20 protein-coding genes are annotated in these 20,744 nt (G+C 64.0%); 6 read left to right on the forward strand and 14 right to left on the reverse strand.

Annotated elements, in window-relative coordinates; genetic code table 11:
• Positions 1-54: 54 nt before the first annotated feature.
• The 4 genes from E5X34_RS21340 to E5X34_RS21355 form a co-directional block, all read right to left on the reverse strand.
• Positions 55-897: a transporter substrate-binding domain-containing protein gene (locus tag E5X34_RS21340; protein ID WP_292568618.1), complete on the reverse strand. Its 843-nt coding sequence runs from the start codon at positions 895-897 to the stop codon at positions 55-57.
• Between the two features lie 183 nt (positions 898-1,080).
• Positions 1,081-2,076 (reverse strand): ABC transporter permease, encoded by a 996-nt coding sequence (locus E5X34_RS21345; protein WP_095819149.1) that lies wholly within the window; start codon positions 2,074-2,076, stop codon positions 1,081-1,083.
• Positions 2,073-3,638: a sugar ABC transporter ATP-binding protein gene (locus E5X34_RS21350; RefSeq protein ID WP_292568621.1), complete on the reverse strand. Its 1,566-nt coding sequence runs from the start codon at positions 3,636-3,638 to the stop codon at positions 2,073-2,075. The genes E5X34_RS21345 and E5X34_RS21350 overlap by 4 nt, the downstream gene beginning before the upstream one ends.
• Positions 3,639-3,744: 106 nt before the next feature.
• Entirely contained in the window at positions 3,745-4,707 is a 963-nt protein-coding gene (locus E5X34_RS21355) for a sugar-binding protein (protein WP_292568623.1), read from the reverse strand.
• A 627-nt stretch (positions 4,708-5,334) separates the two neighbouring features.
• Here E5X34_RS21355 and E5X34_RS21360 point away from each other — a divergent pair.
• Together E5X34_RS21360 and E5X34_RS21365 are read left to right on the forward strand one after the other, a co-directional pair.
• Complete coding sequence (locus tag E5X34_RS21360) at positions 5,335-6,447, forward strand: LacI family DNA-binding transcriptional regulator (protein WP_292568625.1); 1,113 nt, start codon at positions 5,335-5,337, stop codon at positions 6,445-6,447.
• A 102-nt stretch (positions 6,448-6,549) separates the two neighbouring features.
• A complete protein-coding gene (locus E5X34_RS21365; RefSeq protein WP_292568627.1) occupies positions 6,550-7,350 on the forward strand; it encodes a class I SAM-dependent methyltransferase in 801 nt (266 codons plus the stop codon).
• Between the two features lie 15 nt (positions 7,351-7,365).
• Here E5X34_RS21365 and E5X34_RS21370 read toward each other — a convergent pair whose 3' ends face one another.
• Entirely contained in the window at positions 7,366-8,067 is a 702-nt protein-coding gene (locus tag E5X34_RS21370) for a YafY family protein (protein ID WP_292568629.1), read from the reverse strand.
• Between the two features lie 126 nt (positions 8,068-8,193).
• Between E5X34_RS21370 and E5X34_RS21375 the strand changes: the two genes are divergently transcribed.
• Positions 8,194-8,829: a LysE family translocator gene (locus E5X34_RS21375; RefSeq protein WP_292568631.1), complete on the forward strand. Its 636-nt coding sequence runs from the start codon at positions 8,194-8,196 to the stop codon at positions 8,827-8,829.
• 21 nt (positions 8,830-8,850) lie between these two features.
• On the opposite strand, the gene E5X34_RS21380 is transcribed toward E5X34_RS21375, so the two are convergent.
• From E5X34_RS21380 to E5X34_RS21420, 9 genes are all read right to left on the reverse strand, one after another.
• On the reverse strand, positions 8,851-9,942 hold the full coding sequence (locus tag E5X34_RS21380) for a 3-deoxy-7-phosphoheptulonate synthase (RefSeq protein WP_292568634.1): 1,092 nt from the start codon (positions 9,940-9,942) through the stop codon (positions 8,851-8,853).
• Between the two features lie 503 nt (positions 9,943-10,445).
• Complete coding sequence (locus tag E5X34_RS21385) at positions 10,446-10,868, reverse strand: type II toxin-antitoxin system VapC family toxin (RefSeq protein WP_292568636.1); 423 nt, start codon at positions 10,866-10,868, stop codon at positions 10,446-10,448.
• The gene (locus E5X34_RS21390; protein WP_292568638.1) at positions 10,865-11,128 is read right to left on the reverse strand and encodes a type II toxin-antitoxin system Phd/YefM family antitoxin; all 264 of its coding nucleotides are present in this window, start codon (positions 11,126-11,128) and stop codon (positions 10,865-10,867) included. The genes E5X34_RS21385 and E5X34_RS21390 overlap by 4 nt, the downstream gene beginning before the upstream one ends.
• Before the next feature lie 80 nt (positions 11,129-11,208).
• On the reverse strand, positions 11,209-12,003 hold the full coding sequence (locus tag E5X34_RS21395) for an SDR family oxidoreductase (RefSeq protein ID WP_292568640.1): 795 nt from the start codon (positions 12,001-12,003) through the stop codon (positions 11,209-11,211).
• Between the two features lie 375 nt (positions 12,004-12,378).
• Entirely contained in the window at positions 12,379-13,371 is a 993-nt protein-coding gene (iolG, locus tag E5X34_RS21400) for an inositol 2-dehydrogenase (RefSeq protein WP_292568642.1), read from the reverse strand.
• 81 nt (positions 13,372-13,452) lie between these two features.
• Positions 13,453-14,223 carry an ATP-binding cassette domain-containing protein gene (locus tag E5X34_RS21405; RefSeq protein ID WP_095768022.1) on the reverse strand — a complete coding sequence of 257 codons (771 nt, stop codon included), beginning with the start codon at positions 14,221-14,223 and terminating at the stop codon, positions 13,453-13,455.
• A gap of 2 nt (positions 14,224-14,225) precedes the next feature.
• Positions 14,226-15,302 carry an ABC transporter permease gene (locus E5X34_RS21410; protein ID WP_042637544.1) on the reverse strand — a complete coding sequence of 359 codons (1,077 nt, stop codon included), beginning with the start codon at positions 15,300-15,302 and terminating at the stop codon, positions 14,226-14,228.
• Positions 15,303-15,410: 108 nt separating this feature from the next.
• Positions 15,411-16,352 (reverse strand): sugar ABC transporter substrate-binding protein, encoded by a 942-nt coding sequence (locus E5X34_RS21415; RefSeq protein ID WP_292568645.1) that lies wholly within the window; start codon positions 16,350-16,352, stop codon positions 15,411-15,413.
• A 353-nt stretch (positions 16,353-16,705) separates the two neighbouring features.
• Positions 16,706-17,737, reverse strand: coding sequence for a LacI family DNA-binding transcriptional regulator (locus E5X34_RS21420; protein ID WP_292568647.1), 1,032 nt, complete (start codon positions 17,735-17,737; stop codon positions 16,706-16,708).
• A 190-nt stretch (positions 17,738-17,927) separates the two neighbouring features.
• Here E5X34_RS21420 and E5X34_RS21425 point away from each other — a divergent pair, with 190 nt between their 5' ends.
• From E5X34_RS21425 to E5X34_RS21435, 3 genes are read left to right on the forward strand one after another with little or no spacing between them, the layout of a single operon-like run.
• On the forward strand, positions 17,928-19,034 hold the full coding sequence (locus E5X34_RS21425) for a fatty acid desaturase family protein (protein WP_292568649.1): 1,107 nt from the start codon (positions 17,928-17,930) through the stop codon (positions 19,032-19,034).
• Positions 19,035-19,071: 37 nt separating this feature from the next.
• Entirely contained in the window at positions 19,072-19,386 is a 315-nt protein-coding gene (locus E5X34_RS21430) for a MocE family 2Fe-2S type ferredoxin (protein ID WP_126063309.1), read from the forward strand.
• Positions 19,383-20,618: an FAD-dependent oxidoreductase gene (locus tag E5X34_RS21435; protein WP_292568651.1), complete on the forward strand. Its 1,236-nt coding sequence runs from the start codon at positions 19,383-19,385 to the stop codon at positions 20,616-20,618. The genes E5X34_RS21430 and E5X34_RS21435 overlap by 4 nt, the downstream gene beginning before the upstream one ends.
• The last annotated feature ends 126 nt before the right edge of the window (positions 20,619-20,744 follow it).

Raw genomic sequence — 20,744 nt, forward strand, 5'->3', positions numbered from 1 at the left:
GTTGCTTGTCTCAATGCAAAAACGGGAGCAGCCTTGGCTGCTCCCGTTGCGACATTACTTGGTAATGTCGATCTTGAACCATTGCAGGCTGTATTTCGACACCGAGCCGTCATCGAGCGCGGCCTTGAGTGCCTTGTTGTAAATGTCCTGCAGGTCCTTGTCGGTCTTGCGGAAGGCGGCGCCGATGCCCGGCCCGAGGATCGGACCACCCTTGAATTGCGGCCCGACGAATTCCAGGTCCTTGGCGTCGGGCTTGGCCAGCGTGCCGAGGAAATAGGTGGTGTCGGCGAAGGCCACGTCGATGCGGCCCGCCATCAGGTCGAGGTCGTGCTCGTCGGTGGTCTTGTATTCATGGACGTTAGCGACGTCCTTGAGATATTTGTCGGCGAAGGTCGCTTCGGTGGTCGAGACCTGCAGGCCGACATTCTTGCCGGTGAGCTCCTTGCGCAGCGTGTCGAGCGCCGCCTTGGATTCGGCGTCGTCCTTCGACAGATCGATCATCTTGCCTTTGTTGGACAGGCTGGCCAGCGGGCCGTTCTTGTCAGCCAGGAAGGCCACCGGCGACGACGCGTAGGGGATCGAGAAGTCGATCGTCTTCATGCGCTCTTCGGTGATCGACATGCCGTCCATGACGATGTCGAACTTGCCTGCGGTGAGGCCGGGAATGACGCCGTCCCAGTCCTGCGCGACGATGTTGCATTCGAGCTTGGCGCGGGCGCAGACGTCGTTGAGGATGTCCACCTCGAAGCCGACGATCTTGCCGCTGGCGTCGGTCTGGTTCCACGGGGCGTAGGAGCCCTCCATGGCGACGGAGACGGTCTTCCAGTCCTTGGCCATTGCAGGCGTCGAACAGGTCAACGCCAGCGCCGCGAGCGTGATCCAACGTGATGATGTCACGGTAGTTTCTCCCATTTTTGTTCTTGGAACCCTCAGATACCAATTGCTTAACCCAGCCCCGATTCGCCGACAAGGGCTGTTTTCCGGTTCACGGGTTGTTGCAATTCGTCGACGAATCCGCACGCGCCCCGGTGGCTCATCCGCGAGCATCGATCCAATCAGGCCGTGGTCCGAAGAGCGAGGTTACTCCGCCGGCGCACCCGCAACGTTCTGGCGCGTCGCCTCGATCATGCGGCGCCGGGCGCGGAAGACGCCCCATTGCTGGTCGACCAGCACGCCGATCAGGATGACGCCACCCATCACCGCGAAGTTGAGCGACGAGGGGATGCCGAGCAGGTTGACGAGGTTCTGCAACTCCTGCAGCAGCACGGTGCCGAGGATCACGCCGACCAGCGAACCCTCGCCGCCGCGCAGCGAGAAGCCGCCGAGCACCGCCGCGGCGATGGCATAAAGCTCGTAGAACTGGCCGTGGCTCGCCGGTGAGATCGAGCGCGTGTACATGGCGAAATAGATCGCCGACAGCGCCGTCAGCACGCCGCAGATGACATAGGCCGCGATGATGATCCGGCCGGTGCGGATGCCTGAATATTTCGCCGCTTCCTCGTTCTTGCCGATGGCGTAGAGATAGCGGCCGAACACCGAGCGGTGCAGCACTACCCACATGACGATGGCGATGACGATCAGCGCGATGAAGGAGTTCGGCAGGCCGTAGGAGCGGCCCGCGGTCAGGAACTCGAGCGTCGGGAAATTCTGCCCGAAGGCGAAGCCCGCCGTGCCGTCGGCGGTGTAGAAACGCGCCACGCCGCGATAAATCAGGAGGCCGCACAGCGTCACCACGAAGGGCTGCAATTTCAGCCTTGTTATCAGCCAGCCATGCACGAAGCCGATGACGGCGCCGAGCACGATGATCACCACGAAGGCCAGCGGCCAGTCCAATTCGCGCACCGCGATGAAGTCGATGAACAGCGTGCCGAGCAGCGCGATCAGCGAGCCGACCGACAATTCGATGCCGCCGGTGATGATGACGAAGGCCTGGCCGATCGACAGGATGCCGAACAGAGCGACGAGGTTGGAGGTGTTGGCGAGGTTGATCGCCGACAGGAAGCGCGGATTGATGGCAGTCACCACCGCGCCGACCACCAGGATCAGGATCAGCAGGCCGAGATCTTTCTTGCTCATTGAACTCCTCCCGCGGCTTGCAGCAGTTTCGGCTTCTTGCCGACCGCCAGCAAGAGCACGTTCTCCTGGCTGAAATCGTCCTTGTCGAGGATGCCGGAGATCTGCCCCTCATGCATGACCGCGATGCGGTCCGAGACGCCGATCACCTCTTCCATGTCGCTGGAGATCATCAGCACGGCGACGCCGGCATCGGCCAGCGCCCGCATCAGCCCGTAGATTTCGGCCTTGGCGCCGATGTCGATGCCGCGCGTCGGCTCGTCGAGGATCATCACCTTGGGATTCATCGCCAGCCATTTGGCGAGAACCACCTTCTGCTGGTTGCCGCCCGAGAGCGTGCCGGTTCGGGTCAGGACCGACGGCGCCTTGATGCCGAGGTTCTTCTTCTGCTTTTCCGCCGTCGCAAGCTCGGCGCCGGGCGAGACCAGCGAGCGCCTGGCATGGGCCGGCAGGTTGGGCAGCGTAATGTTTTGTGCGATCGAGAGATCGAGCAATATGCCGGTGAGCTTGCGGTCCTCCGGCACCAGGAAGATGCCGTTCGCCACCGCGTCAGCGGCCGATCCGACATTGAGCGGCTTGCCGTCGAGCGTGACGCTGCCGGCCAAACGCTCGTCGATGCCGAACAGCACACGCGCGAGTTCGGTGCGGCCGGAGCCGACCAAGCCCGCGAGGCCGAGGATCTCCGCGCGCCTCAGCTCGATGCTGACCGGCCTGTCCGGATAGGTGCTGGTGCGGATCGCCTCGGCAGACAGCGCGACGCTGCCCGGCGCGCGCGTGGCTTCGCCCGCTTTCTCGCGCTCCTTCAGCATGCGGCCGATCATCAGCCTGACCATCTCGTCGTGATTGATCCGGTCCTTCGCCAGCGTGCCGGCCAGCGTGCCGTCGCGCAGCACCACGACGCGGTCGGCGACGCGCTCGATCTCATGCAGCCGGTGCGAAATGAAGATGACGCTGATGCCTTGCGCCTTCAGCCCCTTGATGACGTCGAGCAGCTTCTCGGTTTCCGCCATCGGCAAGCTGGAGGTCGGCTCGTCGAGGATCACAAGGCGGGCCCTGATCGACAGCGCCTTGGCGATCTCGACCATCTGCTGCTGGGCAAGCGACAGCGACGCGACCGGCGCGTCGGCCGAGAAATTGGCGCCGACGCGCTTCAGGAGCGGCGCCACCATGTCGCGCAGCTTGGCGCGGTCGACCAGCCTCAACGGCCCGGCCTTCAGCGGCTCGCGGCCGAAAAAGATGTTGGCGGCGACGTCGAGGTTTTCAAAAAGGTTCAATTCCTGGTGCACGAAAGCGATGCCGGAGCCGATGCTCTGCTCGACGGTCAGCCCGTCATGCGCGACGCCGTCGACGGTGATGGTGCCGCTGTCCGGCCGCGTCACGCCGCCTAGGATCTTCATCAGCGTCGACTTGCCGGCGCCGTTCTCGCCGACAAGGCCGATGACCTCGCCGGGCCGGACCTCCATAGAGAACCTGTCCAGCGCGACAACGCCCGGATAGGTCTTGCGCACGGCCTCGAGGCTCAGGAACGGAGCGGTGTCTGGGTGAGTGGTGTCGGTAGAGGTCATCGCGCCTGACAGCAGCCGGTGGGCCACAGACTGACCGGCCTTGGCGGGTCCGTCAATATGAACGCCGGCTCAAGGAACCCCTTGAGCCGGCGCAACTGTGCCGGGCTTACTTGCCCTGCATCGCCTTGAGGTTGGCGGCGTAGGCGTCGACATCATCCTTGCCGATGATCTTGGTCGGGATGATGATCAGGCCATTGGCCGGGATGCCTGACTTGTCGCCCTTGAGATAGGCGGCCATCAGCTTCATGCCCTGATAGGCCCACTCGAAGGGCTGCTGCACCACGGTGGCGGCGACGGTGCCTTCCTTGACGCCGCCCAGCGTGATCGGATCGTCGTCGAAGCCGACGACGGTGATCTGGCCGAGCTTGCCGGCGTCGCGCAGCGCTTCATAGATGCGCGGCGTGTTGTAGGAGTAGAAGCCGACCATGCAGGTGATGTCGGGGCTGGCGACCAGCGCGTCCTCGACATTCTTCTTGGCGCGCGCCTGGTCGATATCGTCGCCGCGCACGTCGACCAGCTCGATCTTGCTGCCGGCGAGCCCATCCTTCATGCCCTGGATGCGCTCCTTGGCGTTGTCGGCGCCGAGCAGGCCGACGAAGCCGAGGCACTTGCCGCCGTCCGGCATCGCCTTCTTGGCGATCTCGGCCGCCTGCTTGCCGGCATCGACGTTGGACGAGCCGATATAGGCGACACGCTTGGTCTGCGGCGCATCGGAGTCGGTGGTGAACAGCGCGGTTTCCGAGGCGATCTTGTTCAGCCCGTCGGTCGAGGTCTTGGGATCGACGGCCGAGACCATGATGCCCTTGACGCCCGCCGTCACCAGGTCGTCCATCAGGCGCTGCTGGATGGCGACAGAGGACTGTTCCGGATATTTGAGCTCGAGATTGTAGTCGGGCAGTTCGCCCTGTGCCTTCTTCACACCGGCTTCCGCCGCCTTCCAGAAGTCTGACGCACCGTTGACGACGAAGGCCAGCGTCGGCTTGTCGTCCGCGCGGGCAACCGCCGTGGCCGCAAGCCCGATGAGCAGGGCCGCCGCGGCGACAGATGCGTTACGGATCATGGATTTCATAGTTCAACCTCCCTTGTAGAACCTGACTGTAGAACTCGTCGCCGATGTCTCGGCCGCGGTCCGGACAACCCTCCTCCTCAAGGGTCTGGCGCAAAGGTCCGCCAACTTAAGAACGGTGCCGATCGGGCCGCGGTCGAGACACTAGACACTCATGCGGCGTTCGTAAATAGTCCGATTTGTCTGACATTTTCGTGAGAATGGATGCTGGCCCAAACCGGCGATAAAAGCCGGATTTTGAGCAAGCGTCCCTCGCACCTGCCACGCCGAACGGATGCCCGGACAGCCACGGCGAGTTGACAGTAGAACGCTTGCCGCTATTAGTAAAGACTATTAGTTATGAAGCCGCGAGGCGCGCTTTCGAAGCGGAGGAGACGCTGGTCGAAGGACGCGCCGGAGAGTGAGGAGAGCGAGCGCGGCAAGGCTTGCTGCCGTGCGGAAAATGGCCGATTTGTCAGCATTGCTGACCTTGTTTGACTGGTTTCGTCGCGAAGCGGCGTAGCCGGCGATTTGGATGTCATGCCTGCTAATATATATTAGTTGGCGCAGTCTCGATAAACGCGACGGCCTCGACCATCTTGCCGTTACCGCCGCCTTTGCTCTAGAGCCGGCTGGGTTTGGGAAACGACCATGAGTGAACCGACGGAACTGCGCGATCCTCCCGGAGCCTCCAGGCGCCGCAAGCCGGCCGCCAAGCCCAAGGGCCGTGTCACCATGACCGACATTGCGCGCGCAGCCGGCTGCTCGCAGGCGACGGTGTCGTTCGTGCTCAACAATTCGCCGGGGATCAGGTTGTCGCAGCAGACGCGCGACCGGGTGATCGAGGCGGCCAAGGCGCTCGGCTACTCGCCACCGGTCTTCTCGGCGCTCAGGCCGCCGGTGACGCCGTTCGAAGGCCTGGATGGCGTCATCGGGTTCGCGGTTGACCAGCTCGCCACCAGCCCCGAGGCGGTGGTCGCCATCGAGGGCGCGCGGCAGGCCTCGTGGAACGCCGGCAACGTGCTCCTGGTGGCGCAGACCATGGGCGATTCGGTGATGGAGCCGCGCGCCATCCAGGCGCTGACCAGGCGCGGCATCTCGGCGCTGATCTACATGACCATCTTCACGCGCGAGATCACGGCGCCCGATTTCCTCTACAGCCTCGAGATCCCCGTCATCCTGCTCAATTGCTACACCGCCGACTATGCCTTCCCGGCCGTGGTTCCCTCCGAGATCGCCGGCGGCCAGAGCGCGACCAGGCACCTGATCGCGCACGGCCATCGCCGCATCGCCACCATCACCGGCGAGCCGTGGATGCAGGCCGCGCAGGATCGGCTCAAGGGCTACCGCCGCGCTCTGGCCACCGCCGACATCCCGTTCGACCCGGAGCTGGTGGTCGAGGGCGACTGGTCGGCCAGCGCCGGCTATGCCGCGACGGTGAAGCTGCTCGGGCTAAAGGAGCGTCCGACCGCGATCTTCTGCCAGAACGACCGCACGGCGATCGGCTGCTACGAGGCGCTGAAGGAAGCCGGCCTGCATATCCCGCAGGACATTTCGGTGGTCGGCTATGACGACGAGGAGATCGCGCGCCATCTGTTCCCGCCGCTAACCACTTCGATCCTGCCGCATCTGGCGATGGGCCAATGGGCGATCGAGCAGCTCGAAACCCCGCCGACGCCCGGCCGCGGCCGCTATCCCATCACCAAGCTGGAGTGCCCGCTGGTGGAGCGGGAGTCGGTCTCGACCGTGAAATCGCCTACATAAGCGCCGACCCGTTCCGGCTGCCTTTGCCATCTTGCAAATTGACTAGCGCCTATGCAGCAGTTGCGCCGTCGTTTAGCTTAAGCTCATAAATGGGAGGCTCCGATGACGTCCACCTTCACCGTCCATGCCGCATCCGGTTATGAGCAGCTCATGGGGCGCTGGAGCCAAAGGCTCGCGCCCAAATTCATCGACTTCGCCGGTCTGGCCGCCGGCGAGACAATCCTCGACGTCGGCTGCGGCACCGGGAGCCTGACCTTCGAGCTGGCGAAATCGGCCGATCTTGCCGAGATCCAGGCCATCGATTTTTCCCCGGTCTTCGTCGCGGCGGCAAAGGAGAAAAACACCGATCCGCGCATCACCATCAGCCAGGCCGATGCCACGGCGCTGCCTTTCGCGGACAATGCATTCGACCGCGCGCTGGCGCTGCTGGTGCTGCATTTCGTGCCCGAGGCCGGCAAGGCGGTGGCCGAGATGCGCCGGGTGGTGCGACCGGGCGGCGTGGTCGCCGCGGTGGTCTGGGACCATTACGGCGGCATGACCGGCATGCGCATGATGATCGACACGATTGCCGCGCTCAGCGAAAGCGGACGACAGATGCGCAGCCGCTACTGCTTCCAGCCGATGATGCAGCCGGGCGAGATGAAGCGGACCTTTGTCGAACAGGGTCTCCTCGAGGTCACCGAGGCCGAGCTGATGATCCGCATGGACTACGCGGATTTCGACGACCTCTGGGCGCCGATCGGCGCCGGAGAAGGCCCGCTCGGCAAATACATCACCACACTGGATACGACCGAGCGGCAGCGTGTCGAGGCCGCCATGCGCGATGCCTATCAGGCCGGCCGGCCCGACGGCCCGCGATCCTTCGCCAATGTCGCCTGGGCCTGCCGCGGCATCGTGCCCTGAAGCCGGGGCAGCGCCTCAGTTGCCGCCGGCCGCGGCATTGATTTCCCAGCCGTCGACCCAGACCTGCCGCAGCCGGTCGCCCTCGCCCTTGAACCACAGGTTCGTTGGCCGGCAATCCTCGATGCGGTCGCTGCGGAAATTGCGGATGGCCTGGCGCAATTCGCACCAGGCGACGATGTTGGCGGTCTCGGCATAATAGATCAGCGCGACCGGACGGATGATGCGCTCGCTCGCCCGTCCCGCCTCGTCGCGGTAGGAGAGAGCGAGCTTCTCCTCGTCGCGGATGGCGCGGCGGACCTGCGCAAGGTCGACGGCGGAAGCGGAAGGCGCCGCAAAACCCCAGGCGTGAAGGGCGTTGGCGTCGAGGGTCTGCCGCAAGGGCGGCGGCACGGCGCCGGCGATCTTGGCACCGACGCGTTTCGCCGCCTGCTTCAACTCGGCGTCGCCGGTGCGCTCGAGCAGCGCCAGCGACAGCACGATCGCTTCCATCTCCTCGATGGAAAACATCAGCGGCGGCAGGTCGAAGCCGGGACGCAGGATGTAGCCAATGCCGCGCCCGCCCTCGATCGGCACGCGCATCGCCTGCAGCGCGGCAATGTCACGATAGATAGAGCGCACCGTGACTTCCAGTTGTCCGGCCATCGCAGCGGCGGTCACCGGTTTTCTGGCCAGACGCAGGATCTGGATGATCTCGAACAGGCGCGAAGCCTTGCGCATTTTTCCACTCAACCGAAACGCAACTGACACATCCTCGTCAGTTGGCGTGACCTATAGGGCCGCCTATACGCTTCAAAAATCAACAGATTCCTTTTTGCCCGGCGGGCGAAGCGACAGGCAACTGACATGAGCTACGCTGAAAACCTCTGGCTGTTCTTCGTGCTTCTGTTCGGCATCATCGCCGTTCCAGGCATGGACATGCTGTTCGTGCTCGCCAATGCGCTGACCGGCGGCAGCAATCGAGGTCTGGCGGCGACCGCTGGCATCATGCTGGGCGGCGCGGTGCACACGCTGAACGGGGCGATTGGGGTCGGCCTGCTCATGCATTTCGTGCCGGTCCTGTTCACGCCGCTGCTGGTCGCCGGCGCCGCCTATATGGCCTATATCGGCATTTCGCTGATGCGCAGCTCGATCACCGTCGGCGATGATGGGCCCACGGGGAGCCGCTCGGCCTGGAAAGCGTTTCGCCAGGGTCTGGTCACCTGCCTGATCAATCCGAAGGCCTATCTCTTCATCCTTGCCGTCTATCCGCAATTCCTGAAGCCGGCTTACGGTCCGATCTGGATGCAGGCGACGATCATGGGATTGCTGACGGTCGCCACACAGGCGGCGATCTATGGCGGGCTTGCCGTCACCGCCGGCCGCAGCCGGGGGCTGCTGGTCGACAATCCGCAGGCGACCATACTTGCAGGCCGTGCCGCAGGGCTGCTGCTGTTTGCCGTTTCAATATTTACGGCCTGGGAAGGATTGAGGGCGGCGTGACCGCCGCCCTCTCCATTGGGCTTATGCCGCGCCCTGACGGCTGGCGAGCATTTCGCGCTTCACCGACCGGCGCCATTCGACAGCGCCGGCGAGGCCATGCAGCACGGTCTCCGTGGTCGCCCAGTCGATGCAGCCGTCGGTGATGCTCTGGCCGTAGACGAGCGGCTTGCCGGGCACGACGTCCTGGCGGCCGGCGACGAGATTGCTCTCGATCATGACGCCGATGATGCGCTCGTCGCCCGCTGCGACCTGACCCGCCACATCATGCGCTACCTTGGGCTGGTTCTCCGGCTTCTTGGCGCTGTTGGCGTGGCTGACATCGATCATCAGCCGCGGCGCGACGCCGATGCGGCCGAGCTCGGCGGCGGCGGCATCGACGCTTGCGGCATCGTAGTTCGGCTGAATGCCGCCGCGCAGGATCACATGGCAATCCTCATTGCCGGTGGTCGCCGCAATCGCGCTGCGGCCGCCCTTGGTCACCGCCATGAAATGATGCGGTTGCGCCGCCGATTTCACCGCCTCGCCGGCGATCCTGAGGTTGCCGTCGGTGCCGTTCTTGAAACCGACCGGGCAGGACAGGCCCGAGGCCAGCTCGCGATGGATCTGGCTTTCGGTGGTGCGCGCGCCGATGGCGCCCCAGGCGACGAGGTCGGCGATGTATTGCGGGATCGTCATGTCGAGGAACTCGGTCGCCGCCGGCAGGCCGAGATTGTTGACGGCCGACAGCACATTGCGCGCCATGCGCAGGCCCTTCTCGATGTTGAAGCTGCCGTCGAGATCGGGATCGTTGATCAGCCCCTTCCAGCCGACCGTGGTGCGCGGCTTCTCGAAATAGACGCGCATGACGATCTCGAGCCGGTCGGACAGGGCCTCGCGCAGCGCCGCCAGACGGCTGGCATAGTCAACGGCCGCGACCGGATCGTGGATGGAACAAGGGCCGACGATGACAAGCAGTCGATCGTCGGCCCCGGTAAGGATCGAATGGATGGCGTTGCGCGAAGCGGCAACGGTGCGCGTCGCGGTGAGCGAGCGCGGTATCTCGCGCATCACCTCGTCGGGCGTGCTCAGGGCTCTGATTTCGGTGACCCGAAGGTCGTCTGTGGTGGTCAACACGGCTTTCTGCTCCTGGTTTAGGAGACCTGCCGGCTGAAACAAAAAAGCCGCCAGGTCTGGCGGCTTGTCGGATTTTGATCTGGAGTTTTCAGATCGAGCGCAATCCTCCCGCCGCCAGCGAGCTACCGTAGCTAAAGTACCAAAACGAGGCGGTCAGGTGGATCATGCGGGTCATATAGTCGATGCGAGGGCGGTTGTCACGTGTGTCTTAAGGGTGCGCATTGTCTCAGCTTGCAATGTGCTCGTGGCCCTGGGGAAACCAGATGCCACGCCGAAGCCAGTTCGCCCCACCCAAATTGGGTAGCACGTGGTTCTGATCGAGATCATTGATGTCCTCGATGATCTTGATGCTGCTGGCACTTTTGGACGGGAAGGTAAGCGCGAAGAGCTGTAGGGCGTCGGCTTCCGACCGCGCCGTGACGCCAACGCCAAGGTGACGCGCTTATCGTGATCCAATATGGATACATCGAGAGGTTTTCCTGCGACAATGGCGGCGCCCCTGATCATCCCGTCCAGGGATCGAAAAGTTCGATTCCAAAGCCGTCGAAATCCTTCGTGTTGCGCGTTGCCAAGACGAGCTCACCAGCGATGGCAGTGGCTGCGATCAGGCCATCCATCGACGACAGACCGCGACCGCTGCGCTTGGCAAGACCCATTAGGTCGCCCCAGGCCAAGGCAACCGACTCATCCACCGGCAAAACCCGCTGCTCGAAGCGCTGCGGCAGATCCCGGGCGAGCCACTCGGCCAGCGCCTCGCGTTTGCGCCCCTCATCCATTAGGGCAACGCCGCGTCGGATCTCGGCGATCGACACGACACTGATGAAGGAGCGGTCCTCGTCGAGCCCGTTCAGCCACTCCAGAACGCGTGCATTCGGCGCCGGCCTTGTCACTTCGGACAGGACATTCGTATCGAGCAGCAGCCTCACAGCGGCAGATCACGCGGTTGGTCGCGTTGCCGCTCCAAGTCGATATCGGCGCCACGCAGCGGCGAGTCCAGCAGGAACTCCGCAAGCGTGCCTTTACGTACTGTCTTTCGCTGCCATTCCTCCGCCGAGACGACGACCACGCTTGGCTTGCCGTTTTTGGTGATCGTCTGCGGTGAAGATTGTGCGCGCTCGATGACCTCGGATAGGCGAGCTTTTGCCCCGGCGACCGTCCAGTTGGCATCTTTGGGTGACGTTAGCATCGCATCCTCATGACTAATATGACCATCATGACTATATGGGAATCGCGATGCTGCTGCAACAGGACCTCAGCTGTACCGAATTACTCCCCGATCACGCCGGCAATGTTCTGGTCATAATCGACCAGCGATCCCGTCATCACACCGGCCTGGGGGCTCAGCATATAGGTGATCAGCCGGGCAAGCTGCGCCGGCTTCACCAGCTGGCCCATCGGCTGCGCGGCCTCGGCCTTCTCCAGCCAGTCATCCGACGCTCCGTGCCATTTCTTCTGCACGATCGCCTCGCCCTCGGTGTCCATCCATCCCGGCAGCACGGCGTTGCAGCGGATGCGGTTCCTCCGGTAGGCGCTGGCGACATTCTTGGTCAGCGTCATCAGCGCGCCCTTGCTGGTCGAATAGGGCGTCAGGAAGGACTGGCCGGCATGCGCCGACATCGACAGCACGTTTACGATCGAGCCCGGCGCCTTGCGTTCGAGCAGATGCGCGACGAGGCCCTGCATCAGGAAGAATGGACCGCGCACATTGGTGTCGAAGATCTGGTCGAAAAGCTCTTCCGAGGTCTCGACCAGCGAGCCGCGTGCCGAGGTGGCGGCGGCGTTGACCAGCGCGTTCAAGGTTTCGAAATGCTCAAGCGCCGTCGCGACGGCGCGCTTGCAGTCGGCGACCTTGGCGACATCGGCGCTGATGAAGATGGCGTCGACGCCGTTTTTCTTCAGCACTGCCACCGCCTTGTCGCCCTTTTCCTGCGAGCGGCCGATCAGCGCGAGCGCGCGGCAGCCCTCGTCTGCAAGCGCTTCGGCGACGGCGAAGCCGATACCCTGCGCGCCGCCGGTGACAATGGCGCGTGTTTCTGAATTGCGACCGGCCAAACCGCTCATCGCTGTGCTCCTGTGTTTTGAATTACCAAATGGATTTCGAGATTCATTGACGTTCCAATCGGCTTCCCGGTGTCCTGTCGCAACGTTGATAGCTTGGTCGAAGAGCCCTCGACTTCGTCATCCTAGGGCGAAGCAGGAGCGAAGCGACGCGCGGAGACCCTAGGATCCATTCCGTGACCCCGGCCGCAGAACGGGGCGGAGCAGAATTCTGCGCCGTCAGCATCGTTTCAACGTAACGGCATGGATCCTCGGGTCTGCGCGCGTCGCTTCGCTCCTTGCTCCGCCCGTGGATGACGACGCGATGGATGTTCCGGCTAATCGCCAACCCTTGCAGACCAACAAACCGACCATCCTTCAAGCGTTCGCCCGGCCGGACTAGTCGATGCGGACGGTCTTGCCCGTCTTCGCCGACTCCAAAGCCGCGTCGGCCAGCTTGAGCGCGATCAGCCCGTCCTTGCCGCTCGGCGCCGCCTTCTTGCCGGCAGTCGCCGCGGCGATGAAGGCCGCGATCTCATTGGCGTAAGCATCGATGTAGCGGGTCATGAAGAAGTCGTGCAGCGGCGGGCGGGTGTAGCCCTTGTCGTTGGCAAGCTCGATCGATACCGGCCGCTGGTTCTCGGCCGCGACCATGCCCTTGGAGCCATGCACCTCGATGCGCTGATCGTAGCCATAGGTAGCGCGGCGCGAGTTTGAGATGACGGCCTGCTTGCCGGACGCGGTCTCGAGGATGACGCTGACCGAATCGAAATCGCCGGCTTCGCCGATCTTCTTGTCGACCAGCACCGAAGCGTGGGCGCTGACGGCTACGGGCTCCTCGCCGAGCAGGAAGCGCGCCATGTCGAAATCATGGATGGTCATATCGCGAAAAATGCCGCCGGAGCGGGCGATGTAGTCGAGCGGCGGCGCGCCCGGATCGCGCGATGTGATGGTCACCATCTCGACATCGCCGATGGCGCCGTCGTCGATCGCCTTGCGCACGGCGGCGAAATGTGGATCGAAGCGACGGTTGAAGCCGACCATCAGCGTGGCGCCGGTCTTCTCGACCACGGCCAGGCATTTTTCGACACGCTCGACCGAGAGATCGATCGGCTTCTCGCAGAAGATTGCCTTGCCGGCCTTGGCGAAGCGCTCGATCAGGTCGGCATGGGTATCGGTCGGCGTGCAGATGATGACGGCGTCGATATCCTTGGCTTTCTCGATGGCATCGATTGTGCGGACCTCAGCGCCATAGGCGGAGGCCAGCTCCGTCGCCGCTTTCTCGAAGGCATCGGCCACGGCCACAAGTTTGGCCTGAGGGTTGGAGGCGACGGCGCGGGCATGCACCTTGCCGATGCGGCCGGCGCCGAGAAGAGCGAAACGGAGTGTCATGGAATGTCCTTCGAGGGTGGGTTGTATGCACGTCCGCGCCTTGCGGCCCGGATGATTGTTTAATCCTGCGGTGGCGCGCCGTCAGGCCGCCTGCAGCTCCGCCTGTCCGGTCTTGGCGCCGGTGATGTAGGCGACGATGTCGTTGCCGTCGGTGTCCTGCTTGCGCAGGTTGGCGACGATGCGCCCGCGGCGGAAGACGACGATGCGGTCGACCAGGTCGAACACCTGGCGCATGTTGTGGCTGACCAGGATCAACGGCTCGCCGTTCTCCTTCAGCGTGCGGATGATGTTTTCGACCTGCGCGGTCTCCTGCACGCCGAGCGCCGCGGTCGGCTCGTCCATGATGATCAGCTTGGAGGCGAAGGTCGCGGTCCTGGCGATCGCCACGCATTGGCGCTGGCCGCCCGACATGTGGCGGATGGTGCTGGAGAGGTTGGGGATCTTCACCGCCGTGCGGACAAGCGCAGCCTCGGTCGCCTTGCGCATCGCCTTGCGGTCGAGGATCGAGAACGGCCCGAGATTGAACAGCACCTTCTCGCGGCCGAGGAACAGGTTCGACGGCACGTCGAGATCGTCGGCCAAAGCGAGGTTCTGGAACACGGTCTCGATGCCCGCCTCGCGCGCCTCGATCGGGCCGGCGAAATTCACCTCCTTGCCGTCGAACCAGATCTTGCCGTCGGTGCGCTGCTCGACGCCGGTGATCTGGCGCACGAAGGTCGACTTGCCGGCGCCGTTGTCGCCCATGATGGCGACATGCTCGCCCTTGCGCAGCTCGAAATTCGCCTCCTGCAGCGCGTGCACGCCGCCGTAGTGCTTGGTGAGGTTTTCGGTCTTCAGAACGATGTCGGACATGGTCAAGCTCCTATCGCGCGGCGGCGCTGGCGCCATTGATCGAGAACGACCGCGCCGACGATGATCACGCCCTTGACCATCTCCTGATAATAGGCGTCGAGGCGCAGGAAGGTGAAGCCGGAAATGATGACGCCGAAGATCAGCGAGCCGATCACGGTGCCGATGATCGAGCCGCGGCCGCCCGACAGCGAAACGCCGCCGATGACTGCCATGGCGATGGCGTCGAGCTCGTACATCACACCCATGCCGGCCTGGGCGGTGAGGTTCTTGGAAGACAGCACCACCGCGGCAATCGAGGCGAGAATGCCGGCGATCGCATAGACCAGCACCTTGTGGTTGGCGATCTTGATGCCCGACATGCGCGCGGCGTCCTCATTGGAGCCGATGGCGTAGCAGTGCTTGCCGTATTTCGTGTAGGTCAGGATGAGCTGGAACAGGATTGCCAGCGAGATGAAGATGACGACCGGCATCAGCCCCTTGCCGATGGCCGCGAAACTGTCGGTCGGAAACGAAATCGGCTGGCCCTTGGACCACCATTTGGCGATGCCGCGGGCGGTGACCATCATGCCGAGCGTGGCGATGAAGGGCGGGATGCGGGTGTAGGCGATCAAGAGGCCGTTGATCAGGCCGGCGATCAGGCCGCAGCCGATCGCGACCAGCAGCGGCACGATGACCGGCAGGTCGGTCCAGCCATAATCGATGAACATCGCCTTGGGATTGGGATTGCCGTTGACGGTCGCGACCTGCGCGAAGCTCATGGCGATCATGGCGGTGGCGCCGACGATCGAGCCCGAGGACAGGTCGATGCCGCCGCAGATGATGACCTGGGTGACGCCGATGGCGATGATGCCGACGATCGAGACCTGCAGGATGATGATCTGCAGGCGCTGCTCGTTGAAGAGCCCGGAGACGTTCTCGCGGGTGTTGAACAGGAAGCTGTCGCCAAGGAAGACGCGGCCGACCAGCTCGAAGGCGGCGACGAGGATGACCAGCGCCAGGAACACGTTGAACTCGGCAGGCCACGGGCGCTTCTTGGCGTCGTAGCTCAGCCCGCCAATGCCATGCGATGTCTGTGACACGTCTTCTTCCTCCGTCGGGCGCAGCTGTCCGGCCTCCCGCGCGGGCGGGAGGAAGGGCGGAGCGGCGCGCTTGTTTCGATTGGACGCGCCGCCCCGTATCGAGGCGCCTCAGTTCTTCTTCAAGAACTTGTCGATGTTGGCCGGCGTCACGAGCTGGAACGGGATGTAGACCTTCTTGTCCACCTTCTCGCCCTTGGCGAGCTTCAGCGCGGCGTCGAGCGCCCCGGCGCCCTGGCCGGCGGCGTCCTGGAAGACCGTCGCGTCGAGATCGCCGGCCTGCATGGCAACCAGCGCGTCCTGGGTGGCGTCGACACCGCCGACGACGACCGACTTCATGTCGATGTTGGCGGCCTTCATCGCCTGGATGGCGCCGATGGCGCTTTCGTCGTTGTTGGCGATGACGCCGTCGAAGGCCTTGCCGGACGACAGCCAGTTGGTCATCAGGTTCTGCGCCTCGTCACGCTTCCAGTTCGAGGTCTGCTTGTCGATGATCTTGATGAAGTTGCAGTCCGGCGTGGCGATGACCTCGTCGATGTCCTTGGTGCGCTGCACCGCGGCCTGGTTGGAAAGCTCGCCCATGATCACATAGACATTGGCTTCCTTCTTGCCGGCTTCCTTGAACAGGCGGCAGACCTCCTCGGTCTCGAGCGTGCCGGAATCGGCTTCGTTCGAGGCGACGAAGGCCTGGTTGTCGGGAAGCTTGTCGACGTTGACCGGCTCGCGGTTGACATAGACCAGCGGGATCTTGGCGGCGGCGGCTGCATCCGACATCGCCTGCGTGGCCGACGTGTCGACCGGGTTGACGATGATGGCGTCGACCCCCGAGGCGGCGAAGTTCTTGATCTGGTCGAGCTGCTTGGCGACGTCGTTCTGCGCGTCCTCGACCTGCAGCTCGACGCCATCCATGCCCTTGGCCTGCGCGATCATGCCGTTGCGCAGCACGGTGAGGAAGTTGTCGTCGAAAAGAGCCATCGAAACGCCGATCTTGGCGGCGAAGGCAGATGAACACATCAGCGCCGAAAGCGCGACGCCCAAAAGAAGTTTCTTCATTTTCTCCTCCACTTGGTGTCCGGCTGCACCTGTTGAACCGGAATCCCCGGTTTGCCCGGGGAATCTCTCCCTGCGGCCATGCGGCGTCGCCAATTCGACTGGAACGCCTCTTCCTTCGTTCGAACATCTGTCCCGGAACGAAAGGACCAAAAGGCCTATTTGGTGAAATATTTATTCCATTTCGTTTTGAAAACGTCAAGGGCGATTCCGACCGGGGCGGCCGGTTTTTCGATCACCATGGGCTGTGCGAGGACCAAATTCACCTAAATTTGCGCCCGAGCCCGGGTGAACCGCGATGAAAGAATCCATCAAGCTGATGGATTCTTTCACATCGGCTATATCGAGCTCGGCGCCTAGATGTTTTCGGGCAGATAGATGTCGAAGGGCAGGAAGGTCTGCCCCGGCGCATTGGCCGCGCCGCTTTCAATGGCATGGGCCATCAGTCCGACGAGTTCCCGGCAGAGCGCCGCGAGCGGCGTCGAGATCACCATGGTGAGGATGTTGTCGGCAAGTGCCGCGCGTGAGACGGCATTGATCTCGTTGCAGATGACGACCGGCATCTCGGCCGGCTTTGCCGTCCTCAGCGCCGAGACCGCGCCCTCCATGCCGCCGCCGGCGACATAGCAGCCGGCGAGATCGGGATGGCGGGCCAGGAGGTCGAGCATGGCGTCATGCGTCACGTCATTGGCCTCGAGGTTGACCAGCGTCTCCATCACGGTGAAGTCGGGCGCGTGCTCGCGGAAGAAAGAGCGGAAGCCGATCTCGCGCAATTCATGGCCGTGGAAGCGATGGCTGCCGACAAAGAGCGCGACCTTGCCCGGCTTCCTGGCGGCCTTGGCGATCATCCAGGCCGCGCTGCGCCCGACCTTGCGGTTGTCGAGCCCGACATAGCCCTCGCGGATGCCGGCGGCAAAATCCGACAGCAGCGAGAAGACCGGCTGTCCCCTCGCCTTCATTGTCTCCACGACCGCCGTCAGCGTCGGATGGTCCGGGCCGACGACGGCGATGGCCCTGGATTTCGCCGCCAGCCCACGCATCTGGGCGGCGATCTCATCGGGCGTTAGCGAAGCGGCGAAATCGATGGTTGCAACGCCGCGAAAACGCTGCGACTGCGCGACCGCCAACTCGATCTCCTTGGCGAAATCGCCATAGAAGACGTCATTGCCCCTGAGCAGCAGGAAGCCGAGCCGGTATTCCGGCAATTCCTGGCGCATGCGCTGCTTGATCAGCCCGGCGGCGTGATAGCCGATCTCGGTGGCGGCATCATAGACCCGGCGCGCCGTCTCCTCGCGCACCGGCAAGCGGCTGTTCAGCACCCGGTCGACGGTGGCGACGCTGACGCCGGAGACGCGCGCGAGATCGGTGATGGTCGGCCGCTTTGCCATGAATGCTTTCTCGCTTGTTCCCACTCCGGATATCCGGCTCAGCATATCTCATTCTGATAGGAAATGATAGAAACTATCTTCATGATGTTGAGACTATCAGACCCTGCGGCTATGCTGAAGCCGAAAGTCAGCGATGGCGTAGGCCCCCCATGATCGCAGCGGTTCGCCAAGGGCTGGCGGAGGAACCCCAATGACGGCAATCACGTCTTCGGCGGCGTCGCCGCGCGACTACAGCCTGACCGGCCGGGACGCCAGGCTCGCGGTCGAGAACGGTCTCGCGGCAGCCGAGTGGTACCACACCGAGATTCCGCGCAAGCAGATGAAGGAGCTGATGCAGCGCTCCGACCAGCCGGCGATCCGCGACACCATCATCTGGCTGGCCGCTTTCGTCGTCAGCGCCGCGGGCGGCATCTGGTTCTGGGGCAGCTGGTGGTGCGTGCCGTTCTTCTTCGTCTACGGCACGCTCTACGGTTCCTCGACCGATTCCCGCTGGCACGAATGCGGCCACGGCACGGCCTTCCGCACGCAGTGGATGAACGACGTCGTCTACCAGCTCGCCTGCTTCATGATCATGCGCAACCCGGTGACCTGGCGCTGGAGCCATACGCGCCACCACACCGACACCATCATCGTCGGCCGCGACCCGGAGATCGCCGTCATGCGCCCACCGGACCTGCTGCGCGTGGTGCTGAACTTCTTCGGCATTCTCGACGCCTGGCATGCGATGACCGACATGGTGCGCAATGCCGCCGGCATCATCAGCCCCGCTGAAAAGACCTTCATCCCCGAGCAGGAGCAGCCGAAGGCGATCCGCGTGGCCCGCATCTGGCTCGCCATCTACATCGCGACCATCGCGCTGGCATTTTATCTGCATTCATGGCTGCCGCTGATGCTCGTTGGCCTGCCCCGCCTCTACGGCGCCTGGCATCACGTGATGACCGGCCTGCTGCAGCATGGCGGACTCGCCGACAATGTCATCGATCACCGCCTCAATAGCCGCACGGTGCTGATGAACCCGATCAGCCGGTTCATCTACTGGAACATGAACTACCATGTGGAACACCACATGTTCCCGATGGTGCCCTATCACACGCTGCCGAAGCTGCACGAAATGATCAAGCACGACCTGCCGGCACCGACGCCGTCGATCCTGGCCGGCTACCGCGAGATGATCCCTGCCTTCCTGCGCCAGCTGCGCAACGAGGACTATTTCCTCAAGCGCGCGCTGCCGCCGACGGCAAAGCCCTACCGGGAAGAACTGCACAACGACAACCCGGTGGCGGCAGCGGCCGAGTGAGCTGCCGAAGGCTGACCAGGAATTTCACGAGGACGAGATGAGCGACTGGGTCGAGGCCTGCGCGGCCGGAGATATCGATGAAGAGGACGTGATGCGGTTCGACCATGCCGGACGCACCTTCGCCATCTACCGCAGCCCGGACGACGAATATTTCGCCACCGACGGCCTGTGCACGCATGAAAAGGTGCATCTGGCCGACGGGCTGGTGATGGACGACATCATCGAGTGCCCCAAGCACAATGGCCGCTTCAACTACAAGACCGGTGACGCGCGCGGCGCGCCGGTTTGCGTCAACCTCAGGACTTATCCGGTCAAGGTCGATGCCGGAAAGGTCCTGATCCAGGTCGGATGACGGCGATGGCCGGGATGGTGATCATCGGTGCGGGCGAGTGCGGCGGGCGCGCCGCGCTTGCGCTCCGCGATCTCGGTTATGATGGGCCGGTGACACTGGTCGGCGACGAGCCGCATCTGCCCTATGAGCGACCGCCGCTGTCGAAGGAAGCGATGACCGGCGAGGCTCCCGCCATCAAGGCGATCGCCACAGAGGAACTCTTCGCCGAACGCGCGATCCGGCACATCCATTCCGTCCGGGCCGTCGCGATCGACCGCGCCGCGCATGTCGTGCAGCTGTCGGACGGCTCTTCGCTTGCCTACGACAAGCTGCTGCTGGCCACCGGCTCCGTGCCGCGCCAGCTGCCGATGCCGGGGCTGGGGCCGCGCTGCGTCTATCTCAGGACCTTCAACGACGCGCTTACTATCCGTGCCCATCTCAGCGCGGAAAAGCGCGTCGCCGTCATCGGCGGTGGGTTCATCGGGCTGGAGCTTGCCGCCTCGGCGCGCAAGCTCGGCGCCACGGTCACCGTCATCGAGGCGCAGCCGCGCATCCTGATGCGCGGCGTGCCGGCCGAGATCGCCGAAATCATCCACAAGGCGCATGAGGCCGAGGGCGTCGCGATCCACACCGGCCAGGGGATCGCGGCAATTGCCGATGACGGCAAGGACGTCGCCATCACGCTGGCCGGCGGACAGAGGATCGTCGCCGACCTCGTGGTGATCGGCATCGGCGCCGTGCCGGTGACCGCGCTCGCCGCCGAGGCGGGGCTAGCGATCGACAATGGCATCGCCGTCGACGAGCATTTGCGCACCGCCGACCCGGATATCTTCGCCGCCGGTGATTGCTGCTCGTTTCCGCTCGCGATCTATGGCGGAAGGCGGGTACGGCTGGAAGCCTGGCGCAACGCGCAGGAACAGGGCGCTTTGGCCGCCAGGAACATGTTGGGCGCCGATGAGGCGCATGCCGCCGTGCCGTGGTTCTGGTCGGATCAGTACGGGCTCACTTTGCAGATCGCCGGGCTTTCGGACGAGGGCAAGAGCATCGTGCGGCGCGACCTCGACGACGGCGCCTTCATCCTGTTCCATTTGGCGCAGGACGGCCGGCTGGTCGCCGCAAGCGGCATCGGCCCCGGCAATGCGGTGGCGCGCGACATCCGCCTGGCGGAGATGCTGATCGCCAAACGGGCGAAGCCGGCGCCGGAAGCGCTCGGCTCGCAGGCGGTCAAGCTGAAGTCGCTGCTGGCGGCGTGAACTGCCGCGTCATTTGTTGATCGCAGCGCTGCCCTCGCCTGCCTGCCGGCATCTTCTCCCGGCAAACGGGCTGGTAGTGTGCTGAGAGTTCTGCAAATTCGCTGAGAGAGGGCGGTCATGGCAGGC

This window comes from Mesorhizobium sp. (genome assembly GCF_004963255.1).
Classification (GTDB): Bacteria; Pseudomonadota; Alphaproteobacteria; order Rhizobiales; family Rhizobiaceae; genus Mesorhizobium.